The 26,750-nt window shown below is 71.7% G+C and carries 17 protein-coding genes; 7 read left to right on the top strand and 10 right to left on the bottom strand.

The features are described from left to right. Positions 1-2 precede the first annotated feature (2 nt). Positions 3-692: a cell division ATP-binding protein FtsE gene (gene ftsE / locus ACWGIH_RS02450; protein ID WP_030788113.1), complete on the bottom strand. Its 690-nt coding sequence runs from the start codon at positions 690-692 to the stop codon at positions 3-5. A gap of 240 nt (positions 693-932) precedes the next feature. On the opposite strand from ftsE, the gene ACWGIH_RS02445 reads away from it, so the two are divergent. Then, positions 933-1,124 (top strand): hypothetical protein, encoded by a 192-nt coding sequence (locus tag ACWGIH_RS02445; protein WP_160505338.1) that lies wholly within the window; start codon positions 933-935, stop codon positions 1,122-1,124. A 125-nt stretch (positions 1,125-1,249) separates the two neighbouring features. Here the strand turns inward: ACWGIH_RS02445 and ACWGIH_RS02440 are convergent, their stop codons facing one another. The 4 genes from ACWGIH_RS02440 to ACWGIH_RS02425 form a co-directional block, all read right to left on the bottom strand. Then, positions 1,250-1,924 (bottom strand): hypothetical protein, encoded by a 675-nt coding sequence (locus ACWGIH_RS02440; RefSeq protein WP_453448690.1) that lies wholly within the window; start codon positions 1,922-1,924, stop codon positions 1,250-1,252. A 270-nt stretch (positions 1,925-2,194) separates the two neighbouring features. Beyond that, a complete protein-coding gene (prfB, locus tag ACWGIH_RS02435; RefSeq protein WP_367042449.1) occupies positions 2,195-3,301 on the bottom strand; it encodes a peptide chain release factor 2 in 1,107 nt (368 codons plus the stop codon). Positions 3,302-3,458: 157 nt separating this feature from the next. Next, positions 3,459-4,694, bottom strand: coding sequence for a serine/threonine-protein kinase (locus ACWGIH_RS02430; RefSeq protein ID WP_453448689.1), 1,236 nt, complete (start codon positions 4,692-4,694; stop codon positions 3,459-3,461). A gap of 142 nt (positions 4,695-4,836) precedes the next feature. Further along, entirely contained in the window at positions 4,837-6,486 is a 1,650-nt protein-coding gene (locus ACWGIH_RS02425) for a serine/threonine-protein kinase (protein WP_453448688.1), read from the bottom strand. 419 nt (positions 6,487-6,905) lie between these two features. On the opposite strand from ACWGIH_RS02425, the gene ACWGIH_RS02420 reads away from it, so the two are divergent. From ACWGIH_RS02420 to ACWGIH_RS02395, 6 genes are all read left to right on the top strand, one after another. Next, entirely contained in the window at positions 6,906-10,115 is a 3,210-nt protein-coding gene (locus tag ACWGIH_RS02420; RefSeq protein ID WP_453448687.1) for an FHA domain-containing protein, read from the top strand. A 208-nt stretch (positions 10,116-10,323) separates the two neighbouring features. Beyond that, positions 10,324-11,721, top strand: coding sequence for an ABC transporter substrate-binding protein (locus tag ACWGIH_RS02415; protein ID WP_453448686.1), 1,398 nt, complete (start codon positions 10,324-10,326; stop codon positions 11,719-11,721). 73 nt (positions 11,722-11,794) lie between these two features. Then, entirely contained in the window at positions 11,795-13,075 is a 1,281-nt protein-coding gene (locus ACWGIH_RS02410; RefSeq protein WP_453448713.1) for a carbohydrate ABC transporter permease, read from the top strand. 88 nt (positions 13,076-13,163) lie between these two features. Continuing rightward, a complete protein-coding gene (locus ACWGIH_RS02405) occupies positions 13,164-14,045 on the top strand; it encodes a carbohydrate ABC transporter permease (protein ID WP_453448685.1) in 882 nt (293 codons plus the stop codon). A gap of 162 nt (positions 14,046-14,207) precedes the next feature. Next, the gene (locus ACWGIH_RS02400; RefSeq protein WP_453448684.1) at positions 14,208-16,457 is read left to right on the top strand and encodes a bifunctional glycosyltransferase/CDP-glycerol:glycerophosphate glycerophosphotransferase; all 2,250 of its coding nucleotides are present in this window, start codon (positions 14,208-14,210) and stop codon (positions 16,455-16,457) included. A 39-nt stretch (positions 16,458-16,496) separates the two neighbouring features. Continuing rightward, the gene (locus tag ACWGIH_RS02395; protein ID WP_453448683.1) at positions 16,497-17,411 is read left to right on the top strand and encodes a class I SAM-dependent methyltransferase; all 915 of its coding nucleotides are present in this window, start codon (positions 16,497-16,499) and stop codon (positions 17,409-17,411) included. An 11-nt stretch (positions 17,412-17,422) separates the two neighbouring features. On the opposite strand, the gene ACWGIH_RS02390 is transcribed toward ACWGIH_RS02395, so the two are convergent. From ACWGIH_RS02390 to ACWGIH_RS02370, 5 genes are all read right to left on the bottom strand, one after another. Continuing rightward, positions 17,423-18,604, bottom strand: coding sequence for a glycosyltransferase (locus tag ACWGIH_RS02390; protein WP_453448682.1), 1,182 nt, complete (start codon positions 18,602-18,604; stop codon positions 17,423-17,425). Next, entirely contained in the window at positions 18,601-21,417 is a 2,817-nt protein-coding gene (locus tag ACWGIH_RS02385) for a bifunctional glycosyltransferase/CDP-glycerol:glycerophosphate glycerophosphotransferase (RefSeq protein WP_453448681.1), read from the bottom strand. The genes ACWGIH_RS02390 and ACWGIH_RS02385 overlap by 4 nt, the downstream gene beginning before the upstream one ends. Then, positions 21,414-24,908 (bottom strand): bifunctional glycosyltransferase/CDP-glycerol:glycerophosphate glycerophosphotransferase, encoded by a 3,495-nt coding sequence (locus ACWGIH_RS02380; RefSeq protein WP_453448680.1) that lies wholly within the window; start codon positions 24,906-24,908, stop codon positions 21,414-21,416. The genes ACWGIH_RS02385 and ACWGIH_RS02380 overlap by 4 nt, the downstream gene beginning before the upstream one ends. Before the next feature lie 186 nt (positions 24,909-25,094). Beyond that, on the bottom strand, positions 25,095-25,946 hold the full coding sequence (locus tag ACWGIH_RS02375; RefSeq protein ID WP_453448712.1) for a TylF/MycF/NovP-related O-methyltransferase: 852 nt from the start codon (positions 25,944-25,946) through the stop codon (positions 25,095-25,097). Positions 25,947-25,968: 22 nt separating this feature from the next. After that, positions 25,969-26,709 carry a class I SAM-dependent methyltransferase gene (locus ACWGIH_RS02370; RefSeq protein ID WP_453448679.1) on the bottom strand — a complete coding sequence of 247 codons (741 nt, stop codon included), beginning with the start codon at positions 26,707-26,709 and terminating at the stop codon, positions 25,969-25,971. Positions 26,710-26,750 lie beyond the last annotated feature (41 nt).

Genomic DNA, 26,750 nt, shown 5'->3' with positions numbered 1-26,750 from the left:
CGTCAGTGCTGGTAGCCGTAGACGCCGCGCGACTGGTCGCGGACGAGACGGCCCTTCTCCAGCTCGATGACCCGCTTGCGCATCTGGTCCACGATCTGCTGGTCGTGGGTCGCCATGACGACGGTCGTGCCGGTCCGGTTGATCCGGTCGAGCAGCTTCATGATGCCGACCGAGGTCTGCGGGTCGAGGTTGCCGGTCGGCTCGTCGGCGATGAGGAGCTTCGGCCGGTTGACGAAGGCTCGCGCGATCGCCACCCGCTGCTGCTCACCACCGGAGAGCTCGCCGGGCATCCGGTCCTCCTTGCCGCCGAGACCGACGAGGTCGAGGACCTGGGGCACGGACTTGCGGATCTCGCCGCGGGACTTGCCGATGACTTCCTGCGCGAAGGCGACGTTCTCGCCGACGGTCTTGTTCGGAAGGAGTCGGAAGTCCTGGAAGACGGTGCCCAACTGGCGCCGCATGTGCGGCACCTTGAAGTTGGAGAGGCGCGCGAGGTCCTTGCCGAGGACGTGCACCTGGCCGTGGCTGGTGCGCTCCTCGCGCAGGACCAGACGCAGGAAGGTGGACTTTCCGGAGCCGGAGGAGCCCACCAGGAAGACGAACTCGCCCTTCTCGATCTCCAGGGAGACATCCCGGAGGGCGGGCCGGGTCTGCTTGGGGTAGGCCTTGGAGACGTTGTCGAATCGGATCACGGATGCACCACGGGTCGCCGGGGGTAGGTGAGCGTGACCATACGCGAAGCCGGTGTGCGAGCGCAGTCAGCGTCCTGAGTTGCGCGAATTGTCGCGGATATACCACGGAACGTAACAGTCGGAAACCGACGAGGACGGGCGGGCCGCGCCGAAATTCGTGGAAGCTGGCACAGTGGTAGGGGGAACGGTTGGGTTCCCTCTAGCGTTGGGCAGGCTGTAACTGTGCGGGAGGAGAAGCGCATGACCCATGACAGGTTGGTGTGCGCGAACTGCGCGGGGCCCGTGAGTGAAGGCCGCTGCCCCGTCTGCCGGGCCAGCCGCGAGCGCCTGCAGCAGGAGGGACCGTTCGGCGGTCTCAGCCCTGCGGCCCTGATAGGGGTGCTCGTCGTGCTGATCGCGGCGGTGGCCCTGCTGGCGCACCAGACCGCTTAGCGCGCCGCTCAGTACGCCTGAGGCGCGTGCCAGGACACCAGAAGGGCCCGGAGCTGGCTGCTCCGGGCCCTTCTGTCATGTCACGCTCCGCGCACGTTCCCGTACGCGGGTGCCGTCGCCCTGGATCAGGCGGCCGCGCCGCGGTTGCCGGCGAAGCGCGGCAGGATGCGGAAGCCGATGCCGCCGGCGATCATCGTCGCGGCGCCGATCAGCAGGAACGTGGTCTCGGCGGCGCCCGTCTCGGCGAGCTCGCCCTTGTCGGCCTTGTCACCCTGCTCGACCGGGGTGGAACCCGTGTCGGTCAGGCTGTCCTTGCCCTTGCCCTGCTCGACGGGGTTGGAGCCGCCGTCGGGGTCGTTGTCGTTGCCGCCGGTGCCGTTGCCGCCACCGTTGCCGTTGCCGCCTCCGGTGCCGTTGCCGTTACCGGGGTCGCTCGGGTCCTCGGTGGGCGTACCCGGGTCCGTCGGGTCCTCGGTGGGCTCCGTGGGCTCCTCGGTCGGCTCCGTGGGCTCCTCGGTGGGCTCGGTCGGCTCCTCCGTGGGCTCCGTCGGCTCCTCGGTGGGCTCCGTCGGGATCGCCGTGGGCTCGGTGGGCCCGGCGGTCGGCTCGTCGTCGTCCTCGCCGATGCCGACGTCGACGCCGATGCCGTTCTCGTCGGCGCTGGCGCTGGCGCTCGCGCCGCCGAGGTCGACACCTACGTCGAGGGCCGAGGCGGCACCGGCGGCGGTCAGCGAAGCACCTGCGGCGATCACCGCACCGGCCGCTATGCGTGCTACGCGGATCCGCGTCTTCTTGGTCATCTGGCTGCTACCCCCAGTAGCTGAATCGTCAGTGAGGCAGCGTCCGGGACTGCGTTCGTCGGGGGCGCTTGATCGGCCCCCACAGATCACACGCGCCCCAGAGATACGCATGCCGCTCGGTAGCCTTTCCAGTTTCCACAGCAACGTCAAGGTCGTTGCGCGCGCGATGTCTGAAATAGCAGCAGTTGACCGGCGTACGGAGATGTGACTGTGACGTAAAAGGCAACTGCCGCCTCATGGGCGGCAGTTGCCTTGTCGATAAAGCGGCGCTTACTTCTCCTGCTGCTTGCGCCAGCGAATTCCGGCCTCCAGGAAACCGTCGATCTCGCCGTTGAACACGGACTCGGGGTTGCCCACTTCGCACTCCGTGCGCAGGTCCTTGACCATCTGGTACGGGTGCAGGACGTACGAACGCATCTGGTTGCCCCAGGAGTTGCCGCCGTCCCCCTTGAGGGCGTTCATCTTCGCCTGCTCCTCCTGGCGGCGGCGCTCGAGGAGCTTGGCCTGGAGGACGTTCATGGCGCTCGCCTTGTTCTGGATCTGCGAGCGCTCGTTCTGACAGGAGACGACGATGCCGGTCGGGATGTGCGTCAGGCGGACCGCGGAGTCGGTCGTGTTGACGCCCTGGCCGCCGGGGCCCGACGAGCGGTAGACGTCGATGCGCAGCTCGGACTCGTCGATCTCGATGTGGTCGGTCTGCTCGACCACCGGGAGGATCTCGACTCCGGCGAAGGACGTCTGGCGGCGGCCCTGGTTGTCGAAGGGCGAGATGCGGACGAGGCGGTGCGTGCCCTGCTCGACCGAGAGCGTGCCGTACGCGTACGGGACCTGGACGGCGAAGGTGGTCGACTTGATGCCGGCCTCTTCCGCGTACGAGGTCTCGTAGAGCTCCGTCTTGTAGCCGTGGCGCTCGGCCCAGCGGAGGTACATGCGCTGCAGCTTCTCGGCGAAGTCGGAGGCGTCGACGCCGCCGGCCTCCGCGCGGATGGTGACGAGTGCCTCGCGGGCGTCGTACTCGCCGGAGAGGAGTGTGCGGACCTCCATCTCGTCCAGCGCCTTCTTGACGGCGGTGAGCTCGGTCTCGGCCTCGGCCCGGGTGTCCGGGTCGTCCTCCTCCTCCGCCATCTCGAAGAGCACGCTGAGGTCGTCGATACGCCCGCGCAGGGCCTCGGCCTTCCGCACCTCCGCCTGGAGGTGGCTCAGCTTGCTGGTGATCTTCTGTGCCGCTTCCGGGTCGTCCCACAGGGACGGCGCGGCCGCCTGCTCCTCGAGCACGGCGATGTCTGCCCTCAGCTTGTCGAGGTCCAGGACGGCCTCGATCGACTCCATGGTCGAGGAGAGGGACTTGAGCTCTTCGGATACATCGACGACTGCCACGGGACCAGCCTAACGGCTGGACGCAAGCGGTCTTCCCTCACGGCTACGGGTCCGGGGGTGCCGCCCGGTCGGCGGGGCCGCCTCGCCGTGCGCCGCCTGGCCCCTGCGGGGTGGGGCGGAGCCTTCCTGTCCTGCCCACCCGGCTGACTACCGCGGGTCAGGGAACCTCGGGAGAGGAGTTCTGTGTGTCCTGGGGCTTCGCGTCCGCGTCGTCGCCGTTGGTGGCCGCCCAGGTGCCGATGCCCGCGGCCGCCACCAGGACCGCTCCCGCCACGCCCAGCGTGATCCTGCGGCGGCGGGCGGACGAACGGTGGCGGGCCGAGCCGGGGCGGGCCGAGCCGGACGCCCGGGGGGCACGGGCGGTGCCTCGGGCGCCCCCGGCGAGCTCGTCCGGGCCCGGGACGCGCATGGAGGTGTGGGTGTCGCGGTTCGAGTCGGGGGACGAACCGGGGACGAGGGGGACCGCTCCGCGCCGGGGGGTGCCCGCGGACGGCTCCGGTGCCGGCTCCTCCTCCGCCTCTTCGGGGGGCGGTTCCGTGTCCGGCTCGTCCACGTCCAGCGGCGGCATCCCCGCGACCAGGGACTGCAGCTCCCGCAGCCGCGCCGCGAGCTCCGAGGCGCGCAGCCGGGACGCCGGGGCCTTCGCCAGGCACTGGACCATCAGCTGCCAGAGCTCGTCCGGGATGCCCGGGAGGGGGACGACGGTCTCCGTGACGTGGCGGCGCAGGACCGCTCCGGGGTGGCCGCCGCCGAAGGGGGTGAAGCCCGCGAGAAGCTCGTACAGGACGGTGGCGAGGGCGTAGATGTCGACCGCCGCGCGCGGGGGCAGGCCCTCGATGATCTCCGGGGCGAGGTAGTCCGGCGTGCCGATGATCTTTGTCGCGCGGGTCCTGCGCGGGGAGTCGATCAGTTTGGCGACGCCGAAGTCCGTGAGCAGGGCGGGGTGCGAGCCGCCGGGGCCCAGCGGACCCTGCATGTCGAGCAGGACGTTCTCCGGCTTCACGTCACGGTGCACGATTCCCGCCGCGTGCGCCGCGGCGAGGCCGTCCGCGACGTCCGCAACGATCGCCACCGCCGCCTCGGGGGCGAGACGGCGCTCGCGGTCGAGGCGGGTGCGCAGGTCCGTGCCCCGGACGAGGTCCATGACGAGGGCGAGGTCGTTCCCGTCGACCACCAGGTCGTGGACGCCCACCACGCGCGCGTGGTCGAGGCTGAGCAGGGCCGTGCGCTCCTGGACGAAGCGGCCGACCAGCTCCTGGTCGGACGCCAGGTCCTCGCGCAGCAGCTTGATGGCGACGGGACCCTCGGGTCCTTCGCCGAGCCACACCGTGCCGGCGCTGCCCCGACCAAGGATCTGGTGGGCGGTGTACCGGCTGCCGATCTTGCGTGCCAAGACTGCTCCTACGGATGCGTGTTGGCGACAAAACTACGCGGCCTCGACGCCAACCTTCACTCCAGGAGCAGAAATCACCCCGCAGGTGTCGACAAATCCCCAGAGCGGGGAGGGGATTCGCCCACCGCTGACCACCGGACGGCTACTTGCCGCCCAGTTTGCCCATCCAGCCGGAGACCGTGTCGTACCAGTCCGTCAGCTGTTCCCAGTAGCCCTTCGTCGTGCCGATCCACTCCTGGAGCGGGCTCAGCTCCCAGACGAGCCAGCTCGCCACGAAGAGGATGATGAGCGTGAAGAGGCATCCCTTGAGGCAGCCGAGACCCGGGATCTTCATCCGGTTCGGGTTCGAGCCGCGCTGCCTGGGCTCACGCGGCGGCCGTCCCGCGGGCGGCTGCTGGGGCGGCGGCGCCTGCTGCGGCGGCGGCGCGTACTGCTGACGCTGCTGGGGCTGCTGCTGCGGGGCGTACTGCTGCCCGCGCTGCTGCTGAGGCGCGTACTGCTGGGGGCGCTGCTGCTGCGGCTGCGGCTGCTGCACCTGGCGCTGGGGGCGACGGCGGCGCAGCGGGTCCTGGCTGGGGTCCAGGTACGACTGGACCTGCGTCTGGTCGTTGCGGTCCCGTGCGGCCCGCATCTGGTTCTGCCAGGGGTGCGGGTCGTTCGGGTCGGCGCCCGGCTGGTTCGGCGGCACCGGCGGCATGACGGCCGTCGGGTCGGCGGCGCCGCGGCTTCCGGAGGGGAGCACCGATGTGGGGTCGGCGTCCCCGGAGCCGGTGTTCTGCATGACGCTCGTCGCCGCGTTCGGGTCGTACGAGCCCGCGTTGTGCGGAAGCGCCTGGGTGGGGTCGGCGGCTCCGGCCGTGCCCGGCACCATGGCGGGGTCCGGGTCGGGCATCAGGAGGGCGCCCACGCCCTCGGCCGCGGCGATCTGCGCGCTGGACGCGTGCACGCCCACGCCGTCCGCGACGGCCCGCAGGCCGCGCGCGAGGTTCTCGGCACTGGGGCGGTGGTCGGGGTTCTTGCTGAGGCACCGTTCGATGACCGTCCACAGCGGGTCCGGGACCGTGGAGGGGCGGCGCGGTTCGGCGCTCAGGTGCTGGTGCAGGACCTCCAGGGCCGAGCCGCCACCGAACGGCGGACGTCCGGTGACGAGCTCGTACAGGAGGATGCCCGCGCCGTAGATGTCGACCGCGCTGGTCTGCGGGCGGCCCTCGGCGGACTCGGGCGCCACGTACGCGGGCGTGCCGACGAACTCGTGGGTGCGGGTCAGGCCCGGGGAGTCGGCCAGGCGCGCGATGCCGAAGTCGGTGAGCATCGGGTGCATCGCACCGTCGGGATCCTGCTTGAGCAGGACGTTCGCGGGCTTCAGGTCGCGGTGCACGACCCCGTCCGCGTGGCTCGCGGCGAGGGCGTCGGCGATCTGGGCGGTCAGGAGGGCCGCCGCGACCGGCGTGAACGGGCCGTTCTCACGGAGGTAGCGGTGCAGGTCGGGGCCCTCCACCAAGTCCATGACGAGGGCCAGGAGCTCTCCCTCGACGACCAGGTCACGGGTCCGCACGATGTTCGGGTGCGTGAGCCTGAGGAGGACGGATCGCTCGCGGAGGAACCGCATCACGATGTCCGCGTCGTTGGCGAGCTCTTCCTTCAGGACCTTGATCGCGACGGTCTCGCCGGGCTGGCCGGGAACGGCCGCCTCGGCACCCGCGGTCTCGCGCTGGCGGGCTCGCCAGACGGTGCCCGTGGCGCCGCGCCCGAGCGGCTCCTCGAGCAGGTACTTGCTGCCTACCGGCCGCACGTCATGCGCTCCCTGCTGATCTGGCTGGTCTGTCCGGACCCGGCTACCCGCCGGATGGTGTTCCGACCCACTGTAGTGCCGCCGAACGGGGCACCGGCCGGTCACATTCCACGGCGGCCATCGGGTGAACGGACAGCTGTTCGGTGGAAAGACGCCCCATGCGGGCCGTTGGTTGCCGGATGGCGTCGAATTGACCTTCGTCACGAAGGGATGACCGGCGATCGCAACGGTCCAAGCAGGCACTTTTCCGAGCAGAGCCGACCAATCAAGATCACTTACGGGTGGCCGCCGGGCGTGTTGTCAGTGGCAGGTGCGAGGATGCTTGTCTGTTACTGGCCGACGTGGCCGTGTGCGGTGGGGGGAATCACAGCGCGAGTCCCCGTGCCCGGCGGCAAGGGCAGAAGGGACCGCTGACGGCGATGCAGATCCGGCTGACCGTCCTCGGGCCGCGCAGCGGCCAGACCGCCGAGCCCCAAGGCCGCCTCGCCGCGCCGCGCGGCGCCTGTGACGTGCTGGTCACCGCCCCCGCGGGGACCGCTCTGGCCACCGTCGCCTCCGGTCTCGCCGCCGTCGTCGCGGGCGGCGAAGGACCCGTCGTCCTGTACGCGGAGTCGGAGCGCCTGGACGCCCAGCGCTGCACGCTCGGGGAGCCTCCGCTGATAGACGGGGCGGTGCTCTCCCTCGGCTCCCCCGCGGAGCCCGGGCCCGAACTCGCCGGAGCCGCCGCCCAGTTGCACGTGGTCGCGGGCCCGGACGCGGGCGGTGTGCACCTGCTGCACGGCGGCCAGATCCGCGTCGGCCGCTCGGCGGACGCGGACGTCCCGCTGGACGACCCGGACGTCTCGCGGCTGCACTGCGCGGTGACGCTCACCCCGGACGGCCAGGTCACCGTCACCGACCTGGGGTCCACGAACGGCACGACGGTCGACGGCCACGAGATCACCGACCGCCCGGTGCGCCTGACCCCCGGTTCCCTGCTGCGGCTCGGCGAGTCCGCGCTGCGGTTCACCGCCGGGGACGGCACGGGCGGCGCGCTGCCGACGGCCCCGGACGGCGAGGGACACGTGCGCGTGCGGGTCACCGCGAGCGCCGAGGCCCCCCACAACGCGCCCCCGGAAGTGAGCCGCACGCCCTCGGACGGCACCCATCACGCGTACGGCTCCGCGGGCTGGGGCGCCGCGGGCGAGGGCGGCCAGGGCGGGGCCCACGGGGCGTTCGGCCAGACCTCCCTCACCGACGCGCCGCTCGTGCCGCAGCAGGGCGGCGCCCCGGACGCCGAGAGCACCCGCGTCGGCACCCCCTTGCGCGGGACGCCCGTGCCGCGCACGCTCCGCAAGCGGGGCGGCCTCTCGGCCTGGGCCAGGCGGCTGACGGGCGCCCGCGACGACGAACACGGCCCGGCGGGCCACGAGGACGACGCGTACGGCACGGGGAACGACGCCACGTTCCCCGAACCGGCCGCTCCCACCCCGGAGGACCTCGCGGTGGCCGCCGCCGCGCGGACCCCGGAGTCCTGGCCCGACCCCGCGGCCCTGCTGCTCACGGCGCTCGGCCCCGGCCCCCGGCTCTGGGAGCGCGGACCGGGCCACCCCGAGGCGCTCGCGGTCCGGCTCGGCACGGTGGACCGCGCGACCCCCGACGAGCGTGGCCTGCTGCCCGCCGTCCCCGTGACGGTCAGCCTGCGGGAGGCGGGCGCGCTCGGCCTCGCCGGCCCGCGGGAGCGGCTCGCGGGCCTCACCCGTGCCGTCGTCGCCCAGCTCGCCGCGCTGCACTCCCCCGACGCCCTGGAGATCGTGCTGCTCAGCACGGACCGGGCACGGACCGCACCCGAGCGCACCGCCGAGTGGTCCTGGCTCGGCTGGCTCCCGCATCTGCGGCCCACGCACGGCCAGGACTGCCGCCTCCTCCTTGCCTACGACCGCGAGCAGGCGTCCGCACGCACCGGAGAGCTGCTGCGGCGCCTGGACGACCACGTGGCGGACCGGGAGTCCGCCGACGACGACGGCAGCGGCGCCGCGAGCACCCCGGAGGCAGGGCCGCGCACCGTCGTGGTGGTGGACGGCGACCCCGGGTCGGCCGGGCTGCGCGAAGCAGTGGTGCGGCTGACGCGGGAGGGGGCCGGTGCCGGCATCCATGTCGTCTGCCTGGCGGAGACCCCCGCCGCGTCACCCGCTTCCCCGGTGACGGCCACGTACGAAGCCGCGTGCTCCGTGTCGCCCGCCTTCCGCGCCTGCGGTGCCGTCGCGCTGCTCAGCGGTGACGTGGCCACCGCCCTTCGGCTGCTGCGGACCGTGGACGGCCGGCTCGCGGGGCACGGCACGGTCGCCGCGGTGGACGCGGTGTCGCAGGCCTGGGCCGAGCGGTTCGCCCGCGCCCTCGCGCCTTTCCGCACGGACGGCGCGCCCGGCGACGGACACGCGCGCGTGTCCGCTCCGCTGCCCCAAATGGCCCGCCTGCTCGATGAGTTGGGGCTCGCCAGGGCCACCCCCGCGTCCCTGATGGCGCGGTGGGCCGCGGCCGCCGATGACGCCGAGGCGCTGGGCGGACGGGCCTGGACGGTGCTCGGCGCGGGCCCGCGCGGACCCGTGGTCGTGGACCTCGCCACGGAGGGACCGCATGTCCTGGCCGAGGGCCCTACGGGCAGCGGGCGTACGGAACTGCTGCGTTCCGTCGCCGCCTCGCTGGCCGCGGCCGAGCGCCCGGACCGTCTCGGCATGGTCCTGATCGACGGACGCGACACCACGGGAAGCGGCGGCAGCGGCACGAACGGCGGGAACGTCCGGCTGGTCGAGGGCCTCGCGGTCTGTACGGACCTGCCGCACGTCACGACACATCTCGCCGCCAACGACCCCGTCCGGATGCGGGAGTTCGCCCAGTCACTGACCGCCGAGCTGAAGCGGCGGGCCGAGCTCCTGGGACGGCTCGGGTTCGCCGAGTGGCACACACAGGCGCCTCAGGCCGGTGTGGCCGGCAGGAGCGGCGTCAGCGTCCAGACCGCGGGCGGGGGCGGGGGCGGGGGCGGGGGCGGGGGCGCGGGGGACGATCTGGACGCTCCGCCGAGTTCCACGATGCGGCTGCGGCCCGTCGCCGCCCGCAAGGGGGTCGAGCCAGGACCTCCGCTGCCCCGGCTCGTCGTGCTCGTCGACGACTTCGACGCGCTGCTCTCACCCGCGCTCGGGTCCCCCGGGCGGCCTGCCGCGGGCTCCGTCGTGCGGGCGCTCGAAGCCGTGGCCCGGGACGGGGAGCGGCTCGGGGTGCATCTCGTCGCCACCACCGCGCGCAGCGAGCGGATGCGGGAGACGGAGCTGGGGCGGCGGGCGACGCTGCGGATCGTGCTGGACGCCGTCACCCCGGGACCAGAGGAGCCCGCCCCGGGCCGGGGCGAGCTCCGCACGGCCGACGGCCGGGTGAGCCCCTTCCAGGCGGGGCGGGTCACGGGACGCATTCCTCGTACGTCCACGGTGCGGCCCACGGTCGTCCCGCTGGAGTGGGAGCGGATGGGCGATCCTCCGACCCGGCGCCCGGTGCGTGAACTGGGCAACGGGCCAACGGACTTGGCGCTACTGGCCAGTGCGCTGGAGCGGGCCGCCCGCTCCGTCGCCGCGGACCAGGTGCCCTCTCTCCTGTAGTTCCGGCCCAGTTCCGCTGAAGTTCCACTGCGGTTCCGCTCCACCACCGCGCCACCTCCACACCGACGCCGGGCACCAGGCCGCATGACGGCACGTCACAACGCCATCACGATCACCTGGTTGACACTGTTTGCGCTCTTGCCGCCCCTCCCCGCCCGGGCGTAGACAGACCGCACGGGACTCGCCATGGCAGAGAAACGGGGCAGTGATGCGCAGCAGTCTTCGAACACGCAGGGCACCGCACCACCGGCGTACCACCGCCAAGTTCGCCGCGGCCTTCGTCGCGGGCGCGCTCGCGCTCACCGTCACCGCGTGCGGCGGCGACGGTGACGACGACGGGGACAGCGGCGACAAGGGCGGCGGCAAGGAGAGCGCCGCCGCGGTGAAACTGCCCAAGCTGGACGGGCAGACCGTCTCCGTGGCCGCCGTCTGGGGCGGCTCCGAGCGGAAGGTCTTCCTCAAGGTCCTCGACGAGTTCGAGAAGCGGACCGGGGCCGAGGTCACCTTCGTACCGGCGCAGGATCCCATCATCAGCTTCCTGGAGTCGAAGGTCGCGGGCGGCCAGCCGCCGGACGTCGCGATGCTTCCGCAGGTCGGCGCGATCGAGCAGGCCGTGGAGAACAAGTGGGCCAAGCCGGTCGGGCCCGAGGCGCAGAAGCAGCTCGACAAGAACTACGCACAGGGCTGGCAGGACCTCGGGGCCGTCGACGACAAGCAGTACGGCGTGTACTTCAAGGCCGCCAACAAGTCCCTGGTCTGGTACAACACCAAGGTCTTCGACAACGCGGGCGCCAAGGAGGCCAAGACCTGGGACGACTTCATGAAGACGGCCCAGACCGTGTACGACTCCGGCGTGCCGCCGATATCGGTCGCGGGCGCCGACGGCTGGACGCTCACCGACTGGTTCGAGAACATCTACCTCTCGCAGGCGGGTCCGGAGAAGTACGACGACCTCGCCGAGCACGAGATCAAGTGGACGGACCCCTCCGTGAAGGAGGCGCTGACCACGCTCGGTGAGCTCTTCGGCAAGAAGGGCTTCGTCGCGGGCGGCGCGAACGGCGCCCTGCAGACCGAGTTCCCCGCCTCCGTGAAGCAGACGTTCACCGGCGGCGACCAGCCCAAGGCGGGCATGGTCTTCGAGGGCGACATGGTCTCCCTGCCGATCTCGGAGACCAAGGCCGAAATCGGCACGGACGCCAAGGTGTTCCCGTTCCCGGCGGTCGGTGACGGTGAGTCCCCCGCGGTCGTCGGCGGCGACGCCGCCGTGGCGCTGAAGGACAGCAAGGGCGCCCAGGCGCTGCTGACCTTCCTCGCCTCGCCGGACTCGGCCAAGATCTGGGCGGAGGCGGGCGGCTTCGTCTCGCCGAACAAGGAGCTCGATCCGGCGGCGTACCCGAACGACGTGCAGCGGGGCATCGCCAAGGCGCTGATCGCCGCGGGCGACGACATCCGCTACGACATGTCCGACCAGGCCCCGCAGGCCTTCGGCGGCACGCCCGGCAAGGGCGAGTGGAAGGCGCTGCAGGACTTCCTGAAGAACCCGAAGGACGTCGCGGGCACCCAGAAGGCGCTGGAGACGGCCGCCGCAGCGGCCTACAAGGACTGACGCGGTGGCGTCCGCGAACGCCGGGGGCACGCCCAGTGTGGCGCTGCCCCCGGCTCCCAAGCCGCGCAAGGGCGTGACGGGCACGCACAAGGGTGTGGCGGTGCTGTTCCTGGCACCGGCGCTCGTGCTGCTCGGCGCGCTCGTCCTGTACCCCATCGGGTACTCGGTCTTCCGCAGCTTCTTCGACAAGTCGGGCGACTTCACGGCGTTCGGCAACTACAAGACGCTGTTCACGGACGACACCATCCTGACCGCGATCAAGAACAACGCGATCTGGGTGGTCGTCGCCCCGACCCTCTCGACCGGGCTCGGCCTGATCTTCGCCGTGCTCACCGAACGGATCCGCTGGGGCACGGCGTTCAAGCTGGTCATCTTCATGCCGATGGCGATCTCGATGCTCGCGGCCGGCATCATCTTCCGGCTCGTGTACGAGTCGGACCCGGACCGGGGCGTCGCCAACGCCGTGATGGTGGGGGTGCACGACACGTTCGCCGAGTCGTCCGCCTTCCCGCAGGCGCATCCCAGTACGGAGTCACCGCTGAAGTCGGCGAGCGGCGGCGCGTTCATCACGCGTGAGCCGGTCAGCGCGGGCACCCCGGTGGCCCTGCCGCTGACCGGTGTGGCGCCGGACAACATGCCCGGCGACGCGAAGTCCGCCGCGGCCGCGAAGCCGGACCCCGACAAGGTCACCGGCACGGCCTGGCAGGACTTCACGCGCGGCAAGGGCAGGGGCGAGATCAACGCCCCCGACAAGGCCGAGTTCGGCTATCCCGGGATCAAGATCGAGGCCGTCAAGGACGGCAAGGTGGTGGCCTCCGCGGAGGCCGCGGCGGACGGCACCTTCGCGCTTCCCAAGGAGGCGGACGGTTCCCAACTCCGTTTCCCGGCATCGAACTTCCGCGAGCCGTACAACGGCGTGGACTGGCTCGGCCCCTCCCTCATCACGCCCGCGGTGATCGGCTCGTACCTGTGGATCTGGGTGGGCTTCGCGATGGTCCTGATCGCGGCCGGCCTCGCCAGCGTGCCGCGTGAGCTCCTGGAGGCCGCCCGCGTGGACGGCGCCAACGAGTGGCAGGTGTTCCGCAGGATCACGGTGCCGATCCTCGCGCCGGTGCTCGCGGTGGTGGCGGTCACGCTCATGATCAACGTACTGAAGATCTTCGACCTGATCTTCATCATCGCGCCGAACTCCTCGAAGGACGACGCGAACGTCCTGGCGCTCCAGCTCTACAACTCCGCTTTCCTCGACGAGGATTCGGGCGTGGCGAGCGCGATCGCCGTGCTGCTCTTCCTCCTCGTGATCCCGGTGATGCTTTTCAACGTCCGGCGACTTCGGCGGGAGGGGCGACGATGACGCGCAACCCGCAGACCGGCTGGGGGTCCGGGGGTTATCCCCCGGGAAAGCACAGCAACGTCCGGCGACTTCGGCGGGAGGGACGACGATGACCACCCAAGTCGAAGTGGTGAAGGCGAAGCAGTCGCTCGGGGGGCGGATCGCCGCCGTCCTGAGCGGCACCGCCGTACGCGTCTTCCTCGTCGTCGTCGCGCTGTTCTGGCTGGTGCCGACGATCGGGCTGCTGCTCGGTTCGCTGCGTACGTCGGCCGACATGGCGGAGAGCGGCTGGTGGAAGGTCTTCAGCACGCCGTCGCAGATGACGCTGGACAACTACACGACCCTCCTCAAGGACGAGACGATCACCGACTCGATCCTGTCCAGCATCATGATCACCGTTCCGGCGACTCTGCTCGTCGTGATCATCGGGTCCCTCGCCGGATACGCCTTCGCGTGGATGGAGTTCCCCGGCCGCGACTGGTGGTTCCTCGGTGTGGTCGGGCTGCTCGTGGTGCCCGTACAGGTGGCGCTGCTTCCGGTGTCGAAGATCTTCGGCGCGATCGGGATCTTCGAGTCGACGATCGGCGTGGTCATCTTCCACGTGGCCTTCGGCCTGCCGTTCGCGATCTTCCTGCTGCGGAACTTCTTCGCGGAGATCCCCCGCGAACTCCTGGAGGCCGCACGCCTGGACGGAGCCGGTGAACTGCGGCTCTTCTTCCGGGTGGTGATGCCGCTCGGCGCACCGGCGATCGCCTCGCTCGGCATCTTCCAGTTCCTCTGGGTCTGGAACGACATGCTGATCGCGCTGATCTTCGCCGACTCCAAGAGTCCGCCGATCACGGTCGCACTCCAGCAACAGGTGCGGTCCTTCGGCGACAACGTGCAGATCCTGGCGCCGGGCGCGTTCATCTCGATGGTGATCCCGCTGGCCGTCTTCTTCGCGTTCCAGCGGCAGTTCGTGTCCGGCGTGATGGCGGGGGCGGTGAAGTAGCCGACCACAAGCGGCACAGGCACTTACGTTCGACGAGTGAGGCGGGCCCGGCACCGGGTCCGCCTCACTCGCGTCCGTCCCCCGTATGCCGCGTCCGGCGTAACCCGACCGGACGTCAGGGCGTTTTCGGGCAGTATGCCCGCGTCGACCCATGGATGTGCCTTGCCCCGGTTCAGTGTCATCGTGCCCGTGTACAAGGTGCAGGCATATCTGCACAGATGCCTCGAATCGGTACTCGAGCAATCGTTCACGGATCTTGAGCTGATCGTGGTCGACGACGCCTCCCCCGACGCGTGCGGCGCCCTCATCGACGAATGCGCGGCCCGCGACACCCGGGTGAAGGCCGTCCACCTCAAGGAGAACGTCGGCCTCGGCCGGGCCCGCAACGCCGGCATGGAGCGCGCCGGCGGCGACTACCTCATCTTCCTCGACAGCGACGACACCCTCACCCCGGACTCCCTCCACGCGATCTCCGACCGCCTCAAGGAGACGGACGAGCCGGACGTCCTGCTCTACGACTACGCGCGCGTGTTCTGGTCGGGCGAGGCCGTGCGCAACCAGTTCGCGGACCTCCTCAAGGAGGACGGACCGGCCCCGTTCCGCCTTGTCGACCGGCCCGGCCTGCTGCGCCTCCTGATGGTCGCCTGGAACAAGGCCTACCGCCGCGACTTCATCGAACGCGAGGCCCTCGCCTTCCCGCCCGGCCTCTACGAGGACACGCCCTGGACCTATCCGGTCCTGATGAAGGCGGACACGATCGCCACCCTCGACCGGGTCTGCGTGCACTACCTGCAGCGCCGCAGGGGCAGCATCCTGCGCACCACGACCCGCAGACACTTCGAGATCTTCGACCAGTACGAGCGGGTCTTCGCGTTCCTCGACGAGCACCCGGAGCTCTCGGCGGCCTGGCGGCCCGTCCTCTTCCGGCGGATGATCGACCACTACTCGACGGTGTTCACCAAGCACGACCGCCTGCCGCGCGGCAGCCGCGCCGCGTTCCTGCGCAAGGCCCGCGCCCACTACCGCCGCTACCGCGTCCCCGGCGCCCGCCCACGCGCCAGCACCCGGGTGCGGCACGGCCTGGTCCGCCTCGGCACGCACCGCACCTACCGGACCCTGTGGACGGCACTGCGGATCAGGTCGAGGGCCAAGCAGTACGTGGCGACCACGCGGCGCCGCGCCAAGGGCGCCGTGCTGCAACTGCACTACCGCGTCCAGCTTCGCCTGCCGCTGCGCGCCGACCGTGCGGTCTTCTCCTCGTACTGGGGCCGCGGCTACGGCTGCAACCCCGGCGCCCTGGAGGCGGCGCTGCGCGAGCACGCCCCGCACGTCCGCACCGCCTGGATCGCGGACCCCGCCCACCACCACACCCTGCCGACGGCCACCCGCAGGCTGCGCCCCGGCACGGCCGCGTACTGGAGCGCCCTCGCGCGCTCCAAGTACCTCGTGAACAACGTCAACTTCGACCGCAGGCTCGTCAAGCGCCCCGGCCAGATCATGATCCAGACCCAGCACGGCACGCCCCTGAAGCTGATGGGCCTCGATCTCCAGGACCGGCCGGCCGCCGCCCGGGACATGGACTTCGGCGCCCTCCTGCGCAACGCCGACAAATGGGATTACGTCCTGTCGTCGAACCGGCACTCCACGCTGGTCTGGGAGCGCGTCTACCCCGCCTCGTTCACCACGCTCGAGTACGGCTACCCGCGCAACGACATCTACCAGCGGGCGAGCTCCGCCGACGTGGCCCGCCTGCGCGAGTCCCTCGGCATCCCGCACGGCGCCGTCGCGATCCTCTACGCGCCCACCCTGCGCGACTACCGCCACTCGCAGCTGCGCTCCCTCGACCTGGAGCGGCTGCTGCACAGGCTCGGCCCCCGCTTCGTCGTCCTGACCCGCGCCCACCACTCGTACGGGGAGCCCCTGGCACCCTCGTCGGACCGTCTGATCGACGTGTCGGACCACCCCAGCGTCGAGTCCCTCTGCCTGGCATCCGACGCCCTGGTCACGGACTACTCGTCGCTGATGTTCGACTACGTCAACCTCGACCGCCCCGTCGTCCTGCACGCCACCGACTGGGAGGCGTACGAGGCGGCCCGCGGCACCTACTTCGACGTGCGCGCGTTCCCGCCCGGCGCGATCGCCCGCAGCGAGGACGAACTGACCGACATCTTCGCCACCGGCCACTGGCGCGGCTCGCGCTCGGCGCAGCTGCGCGCCGCCTTCCGAAACCGCTTCTGCGTGTACGACGACGGGCGGGCCGCTGAACGAGTTGTGAGGCATGTGGTGCTCGGTGAGCCAGGGGGTCTACCGTCTGTGGCGCCACTGGCGGACCGGCACCCGGTGCCGGCCGCGGGGGTGGCCGATGAGCCGCTGCCGCGGGCGGACGTCGCCCGGCCCACTCCGCGCTTCTAGCAGCACTGCCCTTCTCGCCCCTCGTCCCCGGGACCAGACATGCAGAACGCCTCAGCCGCCACGTCCACGTCCACGACACCGACCGGCCAGGACACGGACCGGCTGCCCCGACCGCGCCGGCTCTCCGATGTGAAGGGGTGGTTCCACCCGGTCGACCAAGTGCTCTTCGACTGGATCCTGAGCCGCCAGCGCGACCACGAGCAGCGGGGTGACCTCCTTGAGCTCGGCGCGTATCTGGGCAAGAGCGCCATCTTCATGGGCGCGTATCTGCGGGCGGAGGAGACCTTCACCGTCTGCGACCTCTTCGACTCACCCGCTCCCGACGACGCCAACTCCGCCGAGATGGGCCGCTCGTACGCCACGCTGACGCGCCGCGCCTTCGAGGCCAACTACGGCTCGTTCCACGACGGTCTGCCGAGAATCGTCCAGGAGCCCTCATCGGGGATCACCGCGCACGTGGAGGCGGACAGCTGCCGCTTCGTGCACATCGACGCCTCGCATCTGTACGAGCACGTCCACGCGGACATCGCCGCTGCCCGGGAGGTGCTCGGACAGGACGGGATCGTCGTGCTCGACGATTTCCGGGCCGAACATTGTCCTGGCGTGGCCGCGGCGACCTGGGGCGCGGTGGCGGGCTCGGGGCTCAAGCCGCTGTGCATCACGGCCACCAAGTTCTATGGCACGTGGGGGAGTTACGACGCGATCCATGCCGACCTCGCCGCGTTCCTGAAGGGGCGGGACGACATGTGGCACGGCGCCGAGGAGGTCGCGGGCTTCCCGATGATCCGGATCAGCGGCAAGAAGGCGAAGCCGCCCGAGCACCCGGTGTCACGGCACGCGGACGAGGCGGTCCCGGAGCTGCCGGGCAGTGCGCCCCGGCCGGCCGCGGCAGGAGCCGGGGGCCGGGCCAGGGGCCTGCTGTCGTCGCTGCTCGCCCGCTCGGGCCGCTCCTGACGGCGTTGGCGTCACCGCTCAAGGAGCTCGAACAGCTCCTCCCAGCGCTCCAGGACCCGCGCCTCGGAGAAGCGCTGCACGTTCCTGCGGGCCCGCTCCCCCATCGCGTCCCGCAGCCGCGGGTTGCCGGTGAGGCGCAGCAGGCGGTCGGCGAGGGCCTCGATGTCACCGGCGGGGGCGAGCAGGCCGTCCTCGCCGTGGCGCACGATCTCGCGGACGCCGGGCGCGCAGTCGAAGGCAGCACACGGCACCGCGCTGGCCATCGCCTCCATCAGGGCCAGCGGGAAACCCTCGCCGCGGGACGACTGCACGAAGAGGGAGCTCTCGGCGAGCACGCCGGGCACATCGCTGGTGCGGCCACGCCACTCCACCGAACCGTCGAGGCCGAGGCGCGTGCACTGCCGCCTGAGGTCGGCCTCGTCCGCTCCGGCGCCGTAGATCCGCAGCGTCCAGTCGGGGCGCTGCGGGGCCACCAGCGCCCAGGTGTCGACGAGCATGTCGACGCCCTTCTGGTCGGCGAGCCTGCCGATGCTGCAGACCACCTTGTCCTCGCGCCGTGAGGGCACTTCGGGGAGGTGGGCCAGGGCGTTGGGCATCGCGCCGACGTTGTGCATGCCGTCGGCGATCCAGTCGTCGGCGTCCTCCTGGGTGAGCGCGAGCCAGCGGTCCACCGAGGGGTAGCTGCGCTTGACCGCGCGGTAGCGGTGGCAGGCGCGGGTGTAGGCGTACGACTCGTGGCTCATGCCGATGATGCGCAGGCCCGCGGTGTCCGCCTCCCTGATCCACTCCATCGGCCAGACCTGGGTGACGATGGCGACCGCTCCGGGACGCGCGGCACGGAAGAGCTCGGAGAGCCGGTCGACGGTGCGGCGCTTGGCGGCGACCCGCGCCGCCTCGCGGCGGCGCGCCACCACGTTGAGTCGGCCGAGGCCGCGCGGCGGGCGCGGGGACTGCGGGTGCTCGCGGTAGAGGCTGGTCACGGGGTAACCGAGGTCGTCGGGGAGGGCCAGTTTCAGCTCGGCCTCGTGGACGCCGATGACGTGCACCCGGTGGCCGTTGCGCTGGAAGAGCCGGGCCATCTGGTGGGCCCACGCGGTGACGCCGCCGAGTTCGTCGACGGTGTTCGCCACGAGGAAGAGGTCGCGGCTCTTCGTCGGGACCACGGTCCTCCTGGTCGCGATCGTCGTGGTCATGCCCCGCCCTTCTGCTCCGTGTCCGCCGACCGCTTCCCTGACCGCTCCGCGAAGAGCGCGTCCACCACGTCTGCCGCGGCCCGTCCCTGGTCGTACGCGCCGAACCGCGCGGCGAACGCCCGCCGGGGCGCGGCCCACGCGCCGTCGGCCTGCTTCAGCGTGGCGAGCACACGCAGCAACTCGTGCTCCGTCTCCACGACGGGCCCGCCCGCGTCGTCCCGCAGCGCGAAGTAGCTGCCGCGTTCGGCCGCGTACGCGTCGAGGTCCGGCGCGAAGTGCACCATCGGCCGGTCCAGGAGCGCGAAGTCGAACATGATCGACGAGTAGTCGGTCACCAGGACGTCTGCGAGGCACAGCAGCTCGCTCACGTCGTGGTGCGCCGAGACGTCGATGACGGTGCCCGGCGGGCAGAGGGGCAGGTCGGCGGCCTCCGAGTAGTGGGCGCGCACCAGGAGGACATGGGTGTCGGCGAACCGGTGTGCGAACTTGCGGACATCAAGGGGCAGTTGCACCGCCTTGTTCTTGGGCAGTCCGCGGAACGTCGGCGCGTACAGGACCACCGTCTTGTGGTCGGGGATGCCCAGGTCGGCGGCCACGGACGGGCGGGGGAAGCGGCCCGAGGCCTCGTCGCGGGCGCGTGCCGCGACCAGGCGGTCGTTGCGCGGGTAGCCGCAGCGCAGCAGCCGGTCCTCGGGGATGCCGTAGGCACGGGCGAGGGTGTTCACGTCGTGTTCCGAGCGCACCAGGAAGTGGTCGAAGCGGTCGACGGCCTGCCGCAGGCGTGCGCGCTGCGGGGCGTTCTGCGTCTTCAGGCGCGCCTCGTCGAAGCCCATGCGCTTGTACGCGGAGCCGTGCCAGGTCTGCAGGTACGTGGTGTGGCGTGGCTTGTCCAGGGCGTGCGGGAAGCCCTGGTTGTCGATCCAGAACTCGGCGCGGCCGAGTGCCCACAGATACCGCCAGGACCAACGGCGTACCAGGCGGGCGGAGTCGGGGAAGCCGTCGGCCGAAGTGGCGTACGCCCAGGTGCAGCGCAGCCGAAGGCCCCGGTCGACGATCTCCTGGTGGACGGCGCGCGGACTGTCGCCGTAGCACCTGCCCATATGGCTCTCGAAGACGACCGAGCCCTTGCTGACGGGGAGGCGCCGCAGCACCCGCCGGTAGACGCGCAGCTTGACCGCCTTGCCGCTGAGCCCGTCCCACCGCTTGCGCAGGGCGCGCAGCCGGAGCCGCAGTTTGCGCGCGGGCCTGAAGTGGGTGGCGTAGTGCAGGGCCGCGCGCAGCGTGCGGGCGACGCGGTGGCGGGGCAAGGGGCGCAGTTCCAGGGTGTTCGCGTCGGTGACGGTGACGCATGGACTCTGCCCCACGGTCTCCGGTTCGGCGACGAGTTCGGTGGTCAGGTCCTGGCCACCGGCGCTGAGTCGCAGCCGCGGCTCCCATACGCGGTCGCCGATGCCGAGGTCCCGCAGCCGGGCGGTGAGGAGGGCCGTGGCCCGCCAGAGGACCGCGCCGCCGTCGTAGTGCACTTCGTCCACGGGTACCCGGAAGCCGCGCCGTCCCGCGTCGCGTGCCCGCACGTCGAGCCAGGCGGTGAGCGGCGGCCGGTCGGGCACCAGGCCGCCGGGCAGCACGACCCGCCCTTCGAGGACCGCCTTGCCGGCCTCGACGTCGCACCTGGTGAGGCGGTTGAGGAGGCGTACCCCTGTCAACTCCTGGTGCTGGTGGCCGAGTTCGGTGACATCGAGCAGTTCCCGTACGCGGGGGTCGTCGAGCCCGTCCGCGCGCCAGTGGACCTTTCCCTCCCGCTCGGTCAGCTCCGAGACGACGGTGCCGGGCCGCGCGAGTGCGTACGCCGCCGCGAGGACGCCGTCCGTGTCGCCGTCCGCGAGCAGCCGCACGCACACCCGCTCCACGGGGGCGAGCGCGTCCAGCGCCCGCATGTCCACGCGGCCTGCGAGGTGCGGGGCGATCCCGTCGGTGGCCCGGCGCCGCTCCTCGGCGGTGAGCCGGGGGAACGTACGGGCGCAGGGCAGCACGTGGTCGACGAGGAAGGACCGCTCGCGCCGGTCGGCCAGGTCGAGGCGGCCCAGGCTCACCAGGAGGCCGGTGACGCGGGCGTTGGCGGCGGCGAGCGCCGGGGTGTCGCGGGCGGGGGCGGGCGGCGCGCGGTGGGTGGTGATCAGGTTCGGCACGAGGGTGAGGGCGCGGGCCCCGAGGGCGGCCTCGACGCCGAAGAGGACCTCGCTGTGGTCGAGGTCAAGCGCGTAGCGGAGGCGCAACCGGTCAAGGGCGTCACGGCGGACGCAGAATCCGGTGACCAGTGAGTCCCTCGCGACGAGTTCGGGGGCGTCGGCGAGGTTCTCGATCCTCCGTGTCGTGGCGTGCAGTTGGGCCTGCCAGCCGGGCCCGCGCTCCTTCTTGCCGCTGCCCGTGAGCCGCATCCAGCGTCCCGCCACCAGGTCGGCCCCGGTGGAGCGCGCCGCGTCGAAGAGGTTGCGGCAGGCGTGCGGTTCCAGGAGTTCACCGTCGCCGAGCACGATGACGTACCGTCCGCGAGCCGCGTCGAGCCCGAGGTTCCGCGCGGCGGCGACCGGCAGCTCACCGTCGGCACGGACCAGGCGCACCCGGTGCGGCTGGTCGGCGGCGAGTTCCCGTGCCGCGACCCGGGCGGGGCCGTCCGCGCCGGGGTCGACGAGGACCGCCTCGACGTTGCCCATCGTCTGGTCGAGCACGGACCGCACGGACTGCCGCAGCGCCTCGGCGTCCGTACCGGCGACCACGACGCAGCTGACGTCGTGCAGGTCCGGCGTGCTCATGCGCGGCCTCCTTCGAGCATGGCGTCCGCCACTCCCGCCGCCGCGTTTCCGTCGTCCAGGTCGCAGAAGACCTCGCGGAAGCTGTCGTACTTGCCGGTGTACGGGGCGGTGGCCGCCCGCGGGTCGCGCAGCGCGGCGATCACCTCGTCGCTCGTGGCGAGCAGCGGGCCGGGCGCCCGCGCCTCGAAGTCGAAGTAGAAGCCGCGCAGGGTGTCGCGGTAGTGGTCGAGGTCGTGGGTGTGGAAGAGCATCGGGCGCCCGGTCTGCGCGAAGTCGAACATCAGGGACGAGTAGTCCGTCACCAGGACGTCGCTGATCAGAAGCAGCTCACTGACATCGGGGTGGCGCGTGACGTCGCGCACGAAATCCGAGCCGGGGACGGTGCCGCCGACGAGGTAGTGCCTGCGGACGAGGAGCACCGTGTCGTCGCCGAGGGCGCGCTCGGCGGCGTCGAGGTCGAGCCGGAGGTCGAGGGCGTAGCGGCCGGCCTGCTTGGGCTGGTTCTCGCGCCAGGTGGGTGCGTACAGGACGACGCGTCGGCCTTCGGGGATGCCGAGCCGTTCGCGTACGGCGGCCGCGACCTTCGCGCGGTCGGCGGCGTGCAGCAGGTCGTTGCGCGGGTAGCCGCGTTCCAGGACTTCACCGGTGTAGCCGAAGGCGCCGCGCAGGAGGGGCGTCGAGAAGCGGTTGGGTGAGACCAGCAGGCTCCACTGGTCGGCGCGTCCCGGCAGGGTCGCCATGTAGGCGCGGTCCGCGGAGGCGTGGCCCGCGAGGTCACGGCCGATGCGCTTGAGCGGGGTGCCGTGCCAGGTCTGCACGACGTACTGGCCCTCGGCGCGCTCGAACCATGCGGGCAGCTGGGTGTTGGTCACGATGTACCGGCAGCGGGCGAGGGCCTCGTGCCACTCGGCGCTCCACAGGGCGAGCGGCGTGGCGCTGCCGGGCAGCGCCACCTGCTGGTCGCGGACCACCCACAGGTGCTCCAACTCAACGCCTCTGGCGACCAGTTCCTCGTGCACGGCGCGGGGCGAATCGGAGTACTGCCGTCCGTCGAAGCTGCAGTACAGGACGGCGTCGCGCAGCGGCCCGCCGCGCCGGGCCGCGTACTCCTCGCGCAGCCTGCGCTGGCGCGGGCCGCCCCGGTCTGCGACGGGCAGCGAGGAGCCGGCGCGCAGGTGGAGGCCGTCGTGGGCGTGGCGCTCCAGGCTGATCTCACGGCCGGATCTGGTGCGTACGAGGGGCAGTTCACGGCCCTTGCCGGGGGCCACGCACACGGCGGTGTACTGCTCGGGGTCGCTCTCGCCCGGCGCGCGCAGGAAGAGGTTCCAGCGCCCCTCGGCGAGCGGCAGGGTCCCTCCGGGGCCGGGCACGGCCTCGGGCCGCAGGGCCGCGACGAACCGCCCGCCCTCGATCCGCACCGGCACCACGGCCTCGTCGCCGTGGCCGCCGTGCACGAGGACCAGCTCCCCGGCGCGGGTCCGGGCGTCGGGGTGGCTGCCCTCGACGATCAGCTCGTCCCCCCAGGTCACGGTGTCCGCGAGCGGGCGCACGGTCTGGTCGCGCAACTCCAGGTTCCCCGACGCGTTGGCGAGGACGAGGAGTTCACGGCCCGGCAGGAGTCCGTACCGCCCGGCCGGCACGTCGGGGCAGGCGGCGAGCGGTGTGCTGTCGCCGCCCTCGTGGACCACCGAGACGCCCCACGGGTCGGCCTCGCGGGGCTCGCCGGTGCGCTCGTCCTCACCGGCGTGGAAGAGGCCGAGCGGCACGTCGGCGCTGAAGTCACGGCCGTTGACCAGGGCGGGGACGTGGTGCGTCTCCTTGGTGGCCCAGTTCTCCACCCGCAGGGCGTCGACGCCCCGGGCCTCCTCCGGGGCGAGCCGCCCGTGCAGCCGGATGGTGCCGCCGCAGCCCTCGTGCGTGACGAGCCGCGCCGCCACCCGCTCCGTGCGCAGCCTCAGCCGCCCCTTGCTGAGGGTGACGGCCACCCGCAGGAACTCCTCCAGGTACCGCACGGGAAGCCGCGGCGGGCTGCTCGTCCTGACCGGCCCGGTGCGCGGCAGCAGCGCGCTGACGACGCCCATCTCCAGTTTCCAGGTGGTGCTGCGCCGCTTGGTGACGGTCCTGCGGGGGTCGATGACCGTCTCGAACCCCGACCGGTCGTAGCTGTGCAGACCCTGCTTGGAGCGGTACGTCGCCTCGCGCGCCCGTACCGTGCGCAGCTTCAGGGGCAGGACGCGCCGCTGTCCGGCCCGCAGCCAGGCGACCCTGGCGCGCGCCCCGACACGTCCCGCGGGCAGGTTGGGGATGTAGGCGTACCCCTTGAGCCGCAGCTTGCCCCGGTCGTCCCAGGCGACGTGCGTGAGCTGCGCGGAGAGCGGCAGATCGGCACGTTCCAGGGCGACGGTCGCGCGCGGCAGCCCCCTGATCCCGGGGTACTCGGCCCGGCGCCCGCGCAGGCCGCGGACCCTGAAGGCACCGGGGTTGGACTTCTCGTACGCCATGAAGGCGAGCAGGTCGGTGACCCGGCGCCCGCGGATGAGCTGCCAGCGCACGCGCAGGGACAGCGGCAGCGCGGCCAGGACCGCCGGGTCGACGGTGTCGGCGAAGGCGTTGGCCTGCTCCATGAAGACGTCGTGGTACGCGGAGTCGCCGTGCGGCAGGGCCTCCATGAACAGCCACAGGTCCCCGGAAAGCACCGTCGTGTCGTAGCGCCGCTTGGCCTCCGCGAGGACTTCCCCCTGCGGTGTGCCCGTCGCCCCGGCGGCCTTCGACGCGAGGAAGCCGCTGGCCGCGAGGACGGCGGCGGTGCGGTCGCGGACGGCGCGGGGCTTGGCGCGGCGGGTGGTGATGGAGCCGTCGCGGTCGCGCCAGAGGTAGACGGGCTCCTTCAGTACGTCCACGGCTTCGGCGAGGAAGTGGGCGGGGATCATCACCGGGGTGTCCTCGAACAGGACGCCTTCGGGGAAGGTGAGGGCGTGGCGGTCCCAGAAGTCCCTGCGGAAGACCTTGTTGCAGGCGATGCGGTCGCCGAGCAGCTCCCAGTCGCGGGTGACGTGCGTGCCGCTGCGGTCGCTGCCCATCATCGTGCGGAACATCGGCGACTGCTCGCTCCTGTCGCCGGAGCGCAGCCGGTGGACGTTGCCGGTGACGAAGTCCGAACCCGACTTCTCCAGGGCCGCCAGCATCCGCTCGTACGCGTCCCGTGGGACGACGTCGTCGCTGTCGACGAACGTCAGGTACGTGCCCCGCGCCTCGCGCACCCCCGTGTTGCGGGCCGCACCGAGCCCCGCGTTCTCCTGCTCGACGAGGCGGAATCTGGCGTCATCGGCGGCGAACTCGCGGGCGATGCGCGGGCTCCCGTCGGTCGACCCGTCGTTGACCATCACGACCTCGATGTCCGGCATGGTCTGCTCGGCCAGCGACCGGAGGCAAGGGGCGAGAAACTCCTCGACGTTGTAGACGGGGACGACGACGGCGAGTCGGGGTGTCATGCGCTGCGCACATTCCTTCCGGAGAGCTGACGGGCACGGCCGCGCGTCCTGCCGAGGGCCACTCGGTTAACAACCACCGCCCTTCCGGGTCACCCGCCCAGAGCCATTCGAGTGATCGCGCGAGAGGGCCCGGCACCCGGTGGCCGAGGCCGCCGGGCACGGGCCCGCTCACGTGTCGCCGCCCGGTCAGGGCTTCACGGCGATGCGTCCTTCGTCCATGCGCAGGAGCAGCAGCCGCTCGCCGGTCTTGTCCATGAACTCGTCGACCGCCTGGCGTGAGCCCTGCCAGTAGCCGTAGTCGTCGATGAGCAGGACGCCGCCGCTGACCAACCGCGCGTACAGGTGCTCCAGTTCGTGCTTGGTGGAGGCGTACCAGTCGGTGTCGAGGCGCAGGATCGAGATCTGCTCGGGTGCCTCGCGCGGGACGGTCTCCTCGACCATTCCCTTGACGTAGTGCACGCGCTCCTTGGGGTACGGGACCTTCTCGAAGCCGGACTTGACGTCGTCGAGGGAGGCGACCGCCCAGATCGGGCGGTCCTTGCCCTGCAGCTTGAGCAGTTCCTCGGCGGACTTGCCGTCGAGGCGCAGGTCCTCCTCGGTGGGCGGGGTCATGCCCTCGTAGGTGTCGAAGAGGTACAGGTCGCGCTCGGTTTCACCGACGGCGAGCAGCGCCTTGGCGCAGGCCTGCATCGAACCTCCGCGCCACACACCGCACTCGACGATGCCGCCGGGGATGTCGTGCCGGACCACGTGCCGGGTCGCCAGGATGAAGGCGTTCAGCCGCTCGGGAGAGGTCATCGTGTACGGCTTCACCGCACGGATGATCTCCTTCGCCTCCTCGTCGTAGTCGGCGGGGAGGTTGAGGGCCTTCGGCTTCGGCTTCGGGGCCGGGGCGGGCTTCGGCGCCGGGGCGGCCGCGGCTCGCTGGGCCGGCACCGGCCTGCGGGTCAGCTGATATCCGGTCAGTTGCTTCAGTGCGCCATTCACAGCGCGTCGCCATGCCATGGGAGCGGACAGTACGCGCCAAACACGCCTAATGTCACATTCCGTCAACATGAAGTCATTTGACATCACTTGCCACCGAAACGGACTGCTCGTCGGCCTCGCGCGGCGCCACCACCTTCGGCCTGCCGCAGTCGGCGCGGCCCTCGACGGGCTTGGGCAGCGGGACTCCGTCGACGCCGCCGATCCTGTTCGCCCACCAGTTGGTCGTGCCGCGCACGAAGGCCATGGTGAGGCCCGGGTAGTTCTTGGGGCGCTGGAACACGCCGACGGAGTCACCCCAGTAGGCGTGCTTGGCGTCGATGCTTCCGTAGGCGTGCCGGATGCCGTTCATGGGCGGGAAGTCCGTGTAGGCCTCGCGGAGTTCGAGGCGGGTGTAGGCGGCCAGGGCACGGAACCCGTCGGGGTAGTAGCGCCAGCAGTCCTGCGCGTCGTGCACATGGCCGCGCGAGGGCGCCGTCACGAAGGCGATGCCCTCCGGCTTCAGGACGCGGGCGATCTCCAGCATCGTCGCCCAGAAGAAGGGGATGTGCTCGAACGCCTGCCCGGAGATGACGAAGTCGGCGCTGCGGGACTTCACGGGGATGCGGTACGGCTTCGTCATCACCGCGTCGACGTTGCGGCCGTCGAGCACGTCGACGCCCACGTACTCCGTGTCGCGCCCTTCGAGCAGCGTCTTGTGGGTGCGGGTCTGCCCGTCGGAGACCCGGGCCCCGAGATCGACCACCCGGTGCCGCTTGCCCACGGGCATGTACTGCTGCACACAGAGTTCCATCTGTTCGTACGCGGACTGGTGCACGTCTCCTCCTACACGGGTACACAGGGCCTGAACGTGGATCC

The sequence above is a fragment of the Streptomyces sp. NPDC054872 genome, assembly GCF_053610705.1.
The sequence above is the reverse complement of the archived record's forward strand: the minus strand, read 5'-3'. Positions and strand labels throughout refer to the sequence as shown.